The organism is Coprobacter secundus subsp. similis (genome assembly GCF_015097275.1).
Classification (GTDB): domain Bacteria; phylum Bacteroidota; class Bacteroidia; order Bacteroidales; family Coprobacteraceae; genus Coprobacter; species Coprobacter secundus.
On the sequence record NZ_AP023322.1, the window covers coordinates 425,101 to 437,628 of the forward strand.

4 protein-coding genes are annotated in these 12,528 nt (G+C 45.2%); 3 read left to right on the plus strand and 1 reads right to left on the minus strand.

All coding sequences use genetic code 11. The features are described 5' to 3' along the window. Positions 1-351: 351 nt before the first annotated feature. Positions 352-4,401 (minus strand): hybrid sensor histidine kinase/response regulator transcription factor, encoded by a 4,050-nt coding sequence (locus Cop2CBH44_RS01575; RefSeq protein WP_200755415.1) that lies wholly within the window; start codon positions 4,399-4,401, stop codon positions 352-354. A gap of 577 nt (positions 4,402-4,978) precedes the next feature. On the opposite strand from Cop2CBH44_RS01575, the gene Cop2CBH44_RS01580 reads away from it, so the two are divergent. The 3 genes from Cop2CBH44_RS01580 to Cop2CBH44_RS01590 are packed head-to-tail and all read left to right on the plus strand — an operon-like array spanning position 4,979 to position 12,522. Next, positions 4,979-7,570: a fasciclin domain-containing protein gene (locus Cop2CBH44_RS01580; protein ID WP_200755416.1), complete on the plus strand. Its 2,592-nt coding sequence runs from the start codon at positions 4,979-4,981 to the stop codon at positions 7,568-7,570. Positions 7,571-7,593: 23 nt separating this feature from the next. Then, positions 7,594-10,908 carry a SusC/RagA family TonB-linked outer membrane protein gene (locus Cop2CBH44_RS01585; RefSeq protein WP_055096144.1) on the plus strand — a complete coding sequence of 1,105 codons (3,315 nt, stop codon included), beginning with the start codon at positions 7,594-7,596 and terminating at the stop codon, positions 10,906-10,908. Positions 10,909-10,953: 45 nt separating this feature from the next. After that, a complete protein-coding gene (locus Cop2CBH44_RS01590) occupies positions 10,954-12,522 on the plus strand; it encodes a RagB/SusD family nutrient uptake outer membrane protein (RefSeq protein ID WP_200755417.1) in 1,569 nt (522 codons plus the stop codon). Positions 12,523-12,528 lie beyond the last annotated feature (6 nt).

A 12,528-nucleotide genomic window follows, 5' to 3' on the forward strand; every position in this document is an offset into this window, starting at 1 on the left:
CTTTTTCATTATTGGGGTGCGTTTCTCATCTCCAAAAAGATTGCCCGTTTTCTTGTTTTATATATGAAGTATTGAATATTAAATAATTAATTTATATTCCCCGAATCGGTATACCGGAAGATAAGAAGCGCTTGTTCCACTTTCGGGGACGTATTCCGATTGGCGTGTTTGCCGTTATATGCCTCAGTTTCCCTTTATGAGGGGGAACTAAGAAGCATCATATGACAAATAATAGCACACTTGTCGCAAGATATGTCTCATGACCGCTCTTCTCTCCGGAGGTAAAATCTTGTTAAAAGATTATTTTTTCTCCGGTTTTTGGCTGATTTGTACAATTTTTTGCTACATTATTTATATATTTTTGTTTTTCTCGGCTCTGCTGTTTTTGGAAAATTCCTTCGGAGTAATACCGAATTGGTTGAAAAACATCTTGCTGAAATACGAAGGCGAATTTATCCCGACCATAAAGCAGATTTCTGCAATCTGGTACTCGCTTTCCTGAATGAGGGCAGCCGCTTTTTTCAACCGTATGAGTTTGATAAACTCTACCGGAGAGAGGGTAGTGGTCTGCGTTACTTTCCGGTGCAGGCTTGAGCGGCTGATACACATGTTATCGGCAAGGAATTGTACGTTCAAGTCCGGATTCGTGATATTCGACTCGATGATACCGATTACCTTTTCAAGAAATTTTTCATCATTCTTGTTTACCTTCATCTTCTGTATCGGGAAGAAAGGCTTATTCAAGAATGCTTTCTTCTCTTTCTCTCTGTTTTTCAGCAACATCAAGAGATGTTTGTGCAAGTATTTAAACGATACCGGCTTTTCGATATAAGCATCGGCACCCATTTCGAGACTTTCCAGTTTACTGTCCATGTCGGTTTTTGCCGTTAGCATCACGACAGGGATTTGAGCCAGGTCTTCTTGGGATTTGACGGTTTTGCACAGTTCCAGTCCGCCCATTTCAGGCATTACCATATCGCTGAGTATGATGTCGATATATACTTGCCCCAGTATTTTCAGAGCCTCTTTCCCGTTCTCCGCTGTATATACATTGAAGTATTGCCTGAGCTGTTCCGATAAGAACGATATCACATCCGGGTCATCTTCTACGACGAGGATAGTATATTCTTTTTGAGAAGCCGGTTCGGCTGTATCTTTGGAGACGGTAAGGGTCGATGCTGTTTTTACGGTCGGTTCGTCATCGATAATCGGCTGTATCTGTTTTTCCTTTTCCGGGCCTGTTTCCGGTTCGTAAACGTCCGTTGCATGAGTCTTTATCGGAACCGATAAGCAGAATGTAGTGAGAGGAGCCGTACCGTCCAACGTCAGTTCGGCATGGTTCAGAGTAGCCAGTTTCTGGGCGAGCGACAGCCCGATACCGCTTCCCGATATTTTTGAGTCTTTGGTGGTTCTGAAAAACGGTTCGAAAACTTTCTTGCTTAGCTCCGGTGGGATAGGAATCCCGTCGTTGATAACCCGGATGACGGCAATTTCGTCCTGCTCTACAAGCTCCACCCGTATATATTTCTCAGAATATTTCATGGCGTTGTTAAGCAAGTTGCTGATGATTTTGGTAAAAGCCTCGGGGTCTATATAAGCTACCAGATTGTCCTTGCATATTTCCACGACTATTTTTTTCCCCATCTGCTCTATCATAGGGTCAAACCGGTATATCGTATTATTCAGCAGTTGGTTTAGGTTGGTATTTCGGAAATTCAAGATAAACCGGTTTTCATCTACCTTACGGAAATCCAGTAATTGGTCTATCAAGTTGAGCAGGCGTTTCACGTTCTGTTCTATGATAGGCAGGTTCTTTTTGATGACATCCGGTGACTCCTCACTTTCCAGTATGTTCTCCAACGGCCCGTTGATGAGGATGCAAGGAGTTCGTATTTCGTGTGCGATAGCCGTGAAAAATTCTATTTTGGCATTATACAACTCCTTCTCGTGTTCCTTTTCGTACAGTATCTGTTGCTTCTCATAATGATTTTTCAGCTTGCGGTTGTATAATACGATAAAAATCACAAAACCGCAGCATACAAGAAGGACATATATTGTGTTGGCAATATTTGAGCGCCACCAAGGAGCCTCGATGACGATTTCCAGAGCCGTGCTGTTTTCGAGCCAGTTACCGAAACTGTCGGTAGTGCTCACTAAAAAAGTATAAGTTCCCGGCGACAAGTTGGTATATGATGCATTCGGATGGTCGGTGCATATAATCCAGTCTTTATCGAAGTTATCCAATTTATATCTGTAACGCTTCGTCCCGGAAGAAGAAAACAGCAATGCGCTGAAATTTAACGATATACTGTTCTGGTCATGGTTCAGTACAATTTTGTCGGTGTGAGTGATGTTCGACTGTAGAGGAGAATTATCGGTATCGATGTTGATTTCCTGATTGAATATTTTCAGTTTGGTGATACATACGACAGGTGTTATTTTGTTCTCATGAGTCTTATTGGGAGATATGGCTATCAAGCCGCGGGTACTGCCGAAAAACAATTTCCCTGAGCGGGTTTTTATCGCCGATTTGTAGTTGAACTGATTGTTGAGCAAGCCGTCTTTCTCAGTAAAAGTATATATATCTTCCGTCTGAGGGTTGAATCTGACCAGCCCATGTTCCGTCCCGAACCATAAATTCCCGTCATTGTCCTCTACGATTTTATACACCATATCGTCCGGTAACCCGTCCTGCTTTCTCCAGTGCCTGAAACTGTTGGTAGCCTCGTCGTATTTACACAGCCCTCCTCGGTCAGTCGAGAACCATAAGTTACCCTTTTCATCCTCGGTGATGCTGCTTACCGAGTTGCTGCTGAGGCTGCCCGGCTTGTTCGATTCGGTATAGTGTTCGAGAGCCTGGTTCATGGGGTTGAGTTTGAACACTCCGCTTCCCAGAGTACACACCCAGATATATCCTTTGGAGTCCTCATAAATATCATGGACGAAGACCGAGCCGAACTCGTTGTGCCGCTGGAAATGTATCTTGTCGCGGCTCGACGAGTACACTCCCCAGCCATTGCCTATCCAGATACGGCCTTTTTTGTCCAGATGCATGGCCCATATGCTCGACTCGTCTATGCCCAGTTCCTCCTGGCTCAAATGTTGTACATTCAAAGTCTTGCTGTCATATATATCAATACCGTTTTTAAAAAGCCCTACCCATACCCGGTCTTGGTCTATCACGATTCCTTGCGGTATTCGCTGTATGCCTCCGCTGGGGATGATTTGCCGGAAAGTCTCCTGCTTCTGGTTAAACAGGGCGATACCGTTATCCTCGGTACATATCCATATATTCCCGCTCTCATCCTCTGCCATGTCTCGTATCACCCTCCCGCAGATGGAGTGGGGCGACATGTTCGGTTCGTATCTCTCCATTTCTATCGTCTGGGTCGGAATATAACAAGCCCCTTCGAAGCGGGAACCTATCCATATCCCCCCTTCACGATCCTGGTACATGCTGTACACCTTGTTATCGGGCAAGCTGTTCTGTGACATCGGATTGTAACGTATGTTTTTGAAATACCCCTGTTCCTCGTTGATGACAAAAATACCCTGTTCGGTTCCCACCCACAATTCCTGGTTGAAGACCTGTAAGTCGCGTATGATGCTGTAATGCACGTCTGGGCAGTTGACTACCGAGAAAGTATTGGTTTTGCGGTCATATTTTTTGAGTTTGCCTTCGTGTATCCCCAAAATGATAAAATCATTATATTCACATATACAATAAATAAGCTCATCCTTTATACTTACCCCGTTGCGGTCGGTGATGTGTTGTTCGAACGACTGGCTTTGTGCATTATACAGATATATGCCGTCTTTATTGGTGCCCACCCATATATCCCCCGATTTCAATATGGCAAGACATTGCGGGTGCTTGTACGTATGGCTGTTTATCGACGACAACAAGAACTGTTTCAGTTCATGGCTCTCTTTATTATATCTGAAGACACCCTGATTGGGTACGATAATCCAGATGTTGTTTTCGTTATCTTGCTTGATTTGGGCTATCCAGTCCTGTATGACTACCCCGTTGGGCGTAGCCACCGTAAATTGGGAAAAACTGTCATTCTTCGAATTGTAGATAAATATACCCCGGTCTGTCCCTATCCATAAGTCCCGGTCCCTATCCTCGAAGAGAGACGATATATTGTTGTTGCCCGCCCCAGTTGTTTCGTCATGGCAGTTATACATTTTTACTTCATACCCGTCATACCGGTTGAGACCGTTACGTGTGCCTATCCATATAAATCCGTCATGGTCTTGCACAATGGCCTTCACGTTATTATGCGACAAACCTTTTATCGGGGTGAAGTAGTACCTGCTTGAAAATTCGGATATCTGTAACGGATGTCCGGCAAATGCATTCAGGAAGAAAAGGAGAATCAAAAAGTGTTGTTTCATAGTTGTCAATGTATGTTGCAAATATATGAGAAGTTGTCAAAGTAGACTGTCCGAAATTTGCATAAAAATAAAACAAATGTCGCATTTTTGCCCTTTGAGCCTTTCCCTGGTTCCGGTTTTCATATAAATCACTCATTTCCCTCGTATCATGCACAATACCTTATTTAGGGAGATAGTCGGATCCGGCAGGGCATGAAATCATAGAACCTGGTAAATATATAGAGAAGGAGTCCGTCTCCGGCGATATACAGAATATGTCTTTCTGTCACAAATGTGTCAAAATGATTTTCCTTTATTTTCAAATTCCCGATAATGCAACATTTGTTATAGTATATGAAAAAAAAGCGTTCTTTTCTTTCTCCAATAGTTTCTACTTTTGAATCTGACAAAAATAAAGGATTTTTTACCTTTTCAGAGAACATATATTAAAATAGGATGGAAAATTTAGACAAGTTCTTAATGAATGAAAATCTGATATGGAAACACAATAAGTTTATCGATACATGCGGATATAAGTTTGCTAAAGTAAATAAATAACAGTTTATAATTCTATTTCTAATACTAAATAAATTCAGCAATGCCAATAAAATTTAATCAAAAAATTGTACGCGTTTTGTTGTGCCTGGTACTGTGCAGTCCGTTCTTTTTTTCCTGTAAGGACGATTACATATACGACGACCGGGAACCCGACAACTTGAATGCCAGTATTTACGATTATCTTAAAAGTGAAGGCGATTTTACGTACTTTTTAAGGCTAATCGACGATATGGGGTATACGGAGACCCTTTCCCGTACCGGGAGTAAAACCCTTCTTCCCGCACGGGACGAAGCCTTCGAACGTTTTTTCAAAAACAACTCTTACGGAGTGGCTGGATATGACGACCTTACTCCGGTGCTCAAACGCATGATTATGAATTCCAGTATGATAAATATGGCTTACTTATCATACATGCTTTCCAATGTAGGTTCTACAAGCTCTTCATCGGGCGAGGGGCTGGCCATGAGAATCAACTCATCCAACACTTTTATCGATAACGTCCCTTTCTATGACAACGAAGATTTGTTCAATGGTAACATATATTGGAAAAGATTTGCCGGCAAGGGGCTTTACCTCTCCGACAACGGTACAGCTCCACTCGTACACTTTACGCCCTCGTTTATGAGCACGTTGGGGGTTACTTCCGATGACTTTTCCGTTTTTTCCAATGGCAAGACTTTCACTCTGGGCAGTGATATATATATAAATGACACCAAAGTCGTACAGGCCGATATCATTTGTAAAAACGGCTATATCCATATCATGGAAGGCCTTCTGCTACCGCTCGACAATATGGATAAGATTATCGAAAACGATAGCCAGACACGGATATTTTCTTCCTTGATGAGCCGTTTCTGTGCTCCCTACTATGACCCCGATATAGAAGCCCGGATACGGAGTTATTACGACGGTACGACTCCGGACAAGACGATACCCGCCGATTCTATTTTCATAAAGAAATATTTTACCGAGTCCAATGCCATAGACCCGTACGAGAAATCGATGGAAAATTATGGCCTGCTTTATTTCGACCCTGCCGACAATTCCTATCCCTCTTCAGCGAAGACAGATATAGGAGTTATGTTTGTCCCCACCGATGAGGCGATGGACAATTATATGAACGGTACTCAAGGAGCCTACTTGAAAGACGTGTATGGTTCTTGGGAAAATGTCCCTACCGATTTGCTGGCACTGTTCATAAAAAACCATCAAAAACGCTCTTTTACCGCTTCTTTGCCCCATACATGGGAGACCATGACCGACGAAAGCAGTTTCGATATGAATGTTTCCAGAAACGATGTCGTGCGTAGCTATTGGGGGTGCAACGGTATCGTATATGTAACCAACAAAGTATATCCGCCTATCGATTACCAGAGCGTGTACGGCTCTGCAATGGCAAGTTCCTTGACACAAGTGATGAAAGTTGCCATCAAGGACACCGAAATGAAATTCTTCTATTTCTTGCGGTCGATGGAGAACCGGTACAACCTTCTGGTGCCTACCGATGCGGCCATGAAAAATTATCGTGACCCCATATCCTGGGGGCTGGCGGCCAATGGTGAGGCATCCGACCGCCAAATATGGGATTTCTATCTCGAAAACAACCAGTTGAGAGCCGATATCTACGCAAGCGATGCCCTGGGAAACAAAGGAGCCAAGATAAAGACCATCGGAAAAGAAACCGATGAAATGTATATGATACGGAACCGCTTGTCCGACTTGCTCGATATGCACATCATTGTAGCCGACAAGGAAAACGACGTCTTGTCGGGCGATATAGACGAAGGCATGAAATATGCCATGACAAAAGGAGGGTCTGTCGTTAAAATCGATGGTACGAACGATGCCATACAACTCGCCGGAGGCGGTAATATGGAAAGCGGGCAAGAGCCGGCGACAATCGTGCATCTCGACAACGGTTCATTGGCACGTTATGAGTCCGACAACGGGCGCACTTTCTTCATAGACCATATCATGCAAGACCCCTTCAAGTCGGTATATACCGTTCTCAAGGAACACGATGAGTACAAAGCCTTTTTTGAATTGTGCGAAGGCAACAGTACGGTCTTTTCCTATTTCAAGGACGATGAAGACATCGTACCGGTTTTCGACCGGAGCGTTACGCAATCTTCTGCCGGGCTGGGATACGTTGTGAAGTCGTTCAACAACTTCCGGTATACCGTATTTGTCCCCACTGCCGAAGCGCTTCGAAAAGCCTTCGACGAAGACCCCGACCTCTGTACTTGGGAAGAAATAAATGCCGAGACTGACCCCGCGAAGAAAAAGACGAAATGCCTGTACCTTCTCAATTTCTTGAAATACCACTTTATGGACAATCTGGTACCGGTCTCAGGCAAACCCTTCGGCAATCTGACCTATGAGACGGCATCCCGTACCCCGTCAGGAAAATTCAATAAAGTCACCCTGTATAGCAATACCGGCAATGACTTGAATATCGAGTGTACCGATACCGGAGTGAAAGCATCGGTCGTTACAGCCGACCGGTCCTTATATAATGTTCTTGCCCGGGATTATATAGTAGACAATAGCGATATAAAATCGGCGACCAATATACTCTCCTCCTCACGGGTAGTGATACATCAAATAGATCATGCCTTAAAAGCTCAGTAAATAATATATAAAGTATAAGTATCATGAATAATCATCTGAAATATATATTTTTAATTGTCTTGTGCTGTGTGCCGGTATGGGCTTTCGGACAAGCAGGCCAGATTATTACCGGACGTCTGTATTCCGAGACTGAAGGCGAGCTGATAGGTGCTGCTATTGTCGAAGTCGACAAGAACGGCCGTATCCTCTCTTCTACGGTGACCGACTACAGCGGTAACTTTTCTTTGAAAATAAAAAGCGAGTCGAGCAAGCTGAAGTTCTCCTATGTCGGCTACAAGTCCATTGAGATGCCCATAGGGCAAAGGCGTAAGTTCGATGTCAAGCTTGAGAGCGCTACCGAAATCAAGGAAGTAGTAGTCTCTGCCCAGCGGATGTATTCGGGCGGTGGGCTTCCCATTCCGGAAATCGAATTCTCCGGAGCCATGCAGCGCATCAGTACCAAGGCTTTCGAGGGCCTCTCGGTAGCCTCTATCGATGAAGCTCTTCAAGGGCGTATCTCAGGACTGGATATCGTCGGCAATTCGGGTGACGTAGGTAGTGGTTCCTCATTGCGTATCCGGGGTATCACCTCCATCAACTCCAGTTCTACACCTCTTATTTTGCTCAACGATATACCCTTCGAAAGCAATATAGATGCTTCTTTCGATTTTGCAACCGCGACTCAAGACCAGTTTGCCACTCTATTGAACATCAGCCCCAGCGATATCGAAGAAATATCGGTACTCAAAGATGGAGCCGCAGCGGCTATCTGGGGGTCGAGGGGAGCCAATGGCGTAATCTCTATTACGACCAAAAAAGGAGTTACCGGCCCCACAAGAGTCTCATACACATACCAGTTTTCCGCATACCAGCAACCCCAAGGTATCAAGATGCTCAACGGTGACGACTATACCATGCTGATGAAGCAGGCCTATTTCAATCGCAATCAGAACGAAGCAGACAGCGATATTCCCGCATTCAATTATGACCCTATCGGGAACGCCGATGAGTACGAAAATTACAATAACAATACCGATTGGGTCGATGCTGTGACACAGATAGGTCTTACACACGACCACAATTTCTCTATATCGGGAGGAGGAGATAAGGCACGTTTCCGGGCGTCCCTCGGATATTACAACCAGACCGGTACCATAATCGAGCAGGAGATGAAGCGTATCTCTGCCCGTATGAACCTGGAATATCAGGTATCTTCCCGTTTGAAGTTCATTTCTGATTTTTCGATTACCAATACTGACAATAACAAGAGTTACGACATCTACAACAGTGCCGATGACAAGTGGTACGGGCTTCTCGATATCGCCTACAAGAAAATGCCCAATGCCTCTATTTACCGGCAAGATGCCAACGGCAACGATACGGGGGTCTTCTTCAATGTCTCTCAGAATGAGCCCGGTCTGTCCAACGAACAGAAAAACATATACCTCAATCCCGTAGCGTTGGCAAAACTGGCCTCTTACAAGCAGTCCAATATGCGTATCATTCCCACGTTGCGCCTGCAATACGATTTTCTCGATCCCGATGTGCAGAAGCTCCGTTACAACGGGTACGTAACCTTCGACCTGGAAAATGTGCACGATGCCAAATTCTTGCCCAGAGAGGCTACCACGTTTGAGTGGAATCGCGAAGAAGTAAACCGCTCTTATAACAAAGATGCCGAGGCATTGACTATCCTTACCGACCATAACCTCACTTGGTCACCCAATTTGGGCGATGACCACTCACTGCTCTTGTACGGTTCATGGCAGATGCAAGTAGGTAGCTCGCAATATCAGGAATTCGAGAAATACGGCATACCCTCCTATATGATAACAGGTACGTCGGCAGCTTCCAATATCAAGACCTTCAGCAGTGCATCGTCGCAGATGCGTACTATGGCTTTTCTGGCCCGCGCCCACTATCTGCTCCTCAATCGCTATGTTTTCGACGGTACATTGCGTTTCGATGGCAGCACCCGGTTCGGATACAACAACCGGTGGGGGATGTTTCCGGCACTGTCCGGAAAATGGATTATTTCACGCGAACCCTTCATGGAAAGAGCACAATCTTGGATGTCAGAGTTTTCTTTGCGTTTGGGGTGGGGTGTGACAGGTAACCAGCCCGATAAGGAATACCTCTATTTCAGCCGCTATAACGGTAGCTGGACCGACGGCAACAATTATATCGATATCTCCACCATAAAACCCGCATCGCTGAAGCTGGCCAACCTGAAATGGGAGCGTTCGTCATCATACAATGCCGGTATCGACTTGAACCTGTTCGACTATCGTTACCATCTCGACGTGAATGTATATCACCGTCGTACCGAAAACCTTTTGTTCAAAGACCAGAGTATCCCGTCCTCATCGGGCTTCTCTTCCATATCCTACATCAATGCCGGTACGATGGACAATGACGGCTGGGAGTTGAATTTCAATACCAACCGCATGTTGCAGTTCGGCGACTGGACTATCGATTTCAACCTGAATTTTTCCAACTATATCAATACCATTGTTGAGTTGGACGAAAATGTCCTGAAAAGCTATAACAAAGACTTTGACTATAAATCGGGCAGCGATTATCTGACCCGCATACAGGTCAATAACTCATTCGGTTCCATATACGGTTTCAGGTATAAAGGTGTGTATCAGTACGACACCTATAAAGAAGGCCGCGGAGGAACCTGCCCTGTCGTCTATGATGCCAACGGCAACGTTGTCAAAGACAGTTACGGTAATCCCATACCGATGTATTATGCCTACGGAACATCCAATGCCTATAAGTTCAGGGGTGGAGATGCCATTTACGAAGACGTCAACCACGACGGTTCTATCGATGAGCTGGATATCGTATATCTGGGCAATTGCAATCCCAAACTCAACGGAGGTTTCGGTACGACAATCCGGTACAAACGCTTTACGCTGAATGCATTCTTCAACTTCCGGTACGGGAACAAAATCATCAACAACGCCCGCCGGTATGCCGAGAACATGTATTCCGACAACAACCAGTCTATCGCTACCAATTGGCGTTGGAGAAAAGACGGAGACGTTACCGAGATACCCCGGGCTCTGAATGGAGCCGGTTACAACTGGCAACCGAGCGACCGTTTTGTCGAAGACGGCTCATTCCTCCGCTTCAAACAACTCACGCTGAACTATTCCGTAGACCCGAAAATATTGAAAAAAGCCAAGATGCAACAATTGAATTTTTCTTTGACACTCAACAATCTGGTGACATTTACCAAATACACCGGAGTCGACCCCGAAGTCTCCATCAATGATGTAGGTATGGCTATCGACGAGAACCGTACGCCGCGTTCACGTTACCTTACCGTAGGCGTGACAGTAGGGTTCTGATGAGTACCGCATTCCATGTTTTACAATCCGAATAAGAAAAAAATTATGAAACAGATACGATATATAATAAAAGCGACCCTCCTTTCGGCAGCCATTGCATGTACCTCGTGCGACGACTGGTTCAGTATCTACCCTGAGTCCGAAATGGTATATGAGGATTTCTGGGCCGACAAAAACGATGTGTTCAGCATGTTAGGGTCCTGTTACCGGGGTATGATTGAACCCGGCTTTATGGAGAGGCTCATTGTCTGGGGCGAGCTTCGTTCCGACAATATTGTAGCCGGCCCCAACCTCTCGGCAGGAGACGATTTGCAATTCCTTCTCGAAGCCAACGTGACATCATCCAACGGATATGCGTCATGGTCCGACTTCTACAAAGTCATCAACTATTGCAATACGCTCATACTGTATGCTCCCGATGTGAAAGACAAAGACCCCAATTTTACGCAAGAAGAGCTCGATATGTATCTGGCAGAGGCTAAGGCGGTACGGGCGTTCTGCTACTTCACTCTGGTACGCACCTTCCGCGATGTACCCTATATTACAGAGCCCTATACCGACGATACGCAAAATTTCTATATCGCCCAGACCTCTCCGGACCGGTTGGTCAACACCCTGATTGCCGACCTGGAAGCCTGCGTAGACGATGCCAATGACCGGTTCCCGCAACTGACATATACCAAAGGTCGTTTTACCAAAAACGGAATTCGGGCACTTATCGCCGATATGGCACTCTGGCAGGGAGACTATCAGAAGTGTGTGCAGTATTGCGACGACGTGCTTACCGATACGAAAAATTTTCTTGCTCTGGAGCCCTATTCCAAGTACAATTACAACGTGTTCATTGCAGGAAACTCTACCGAAAGTATTTTCGAATTGCAATTTATACAGGAAAATATCCCCAACTATGTTGTCAATGAGTTTTACGGACGTTCCGGCTCAGGCTCTACCCGCAACACATACCAGAAGTTGTCGGCATATGACCTCTGTCAAGACAATGCCAATTCCCTTTTCGGAGAAACCGATGTGAGAAAATACGATGCATTCTTTAAATCCGGCAGTGCCGCCATGATACCCATACAGAAATATGTGGCGATGCGCACCGAGAGTGCTACCGGGACTGTACGGGAATCTGACTACACCATCGTGTCTAATTCCAAAAACTGGGTGGTCTATCGGCTCTCAGACATATACCTGATGAAAGCAGAAGCTCTGGCGACGATAGGAACCGACTTGCAGGGCGCACTCGATATGGTATCCAAGACCTACGACCGTGCCAATCCGACATTGAACGCCGGTTCCTTGCAACTCTCCAGCTACAATACCCCCGACGCCATGCGGAAGTTGGTACTCGACGAGCGGCAGAGAGAATTCATCTTTGAAGGAAAACGCTATTTCGACCTTATCCGGCTGGCCCGGTATGAGAAATCGACCGAAAATATAGTGTCCAATTATCTCTTGCGAAAATACGGAAATCTCGACCAGTCGACGACAAAGAGCAAGCTGAATACCATGGATGCCATTTACATGCCCATATCGGCTGATGAACTGAAGCTCAATTCTTTGCTCGTGCAGAATCCGTTCTATGATATTTCTTCAGACGTAACTAAATAAAAAACA

What these genes read in the sequence shown, in the direction of transcription:
- Cop2CBH44_RS01575 (WP_200755415.1), bottom strand. Translation starts at nt 4,401, where the DNA reads ATGAAACAACACTTTTTGATTCTCCTTTTCTTCCTGAATGCATTTGCC.
- Cop2CBH44_RS01580 (WP_200755416.1), top strand. Translation starts at nt 4,979, where the DNA reads ATGCCAATAAAATTTAATCAAAAAATTGTACGCGTTTTGTTGTGCCTG.
- Cop2CBH44_RS01585 (WP_055096144.1), top strand. Translation starts at nt 7,594, where the DNA reads ATGAATAATCATCTGAAATATATATTTTTAATTGTCTTGTGCTGTGTG.
- Cop2CBH44_RS01590 (WP_200755417.1), top strand. Translation starts at nt 10,954, where the DNA reads ATGAAACAGATACGATATATAATAAAAGCGACCCTCCTTTCGGCAGCC.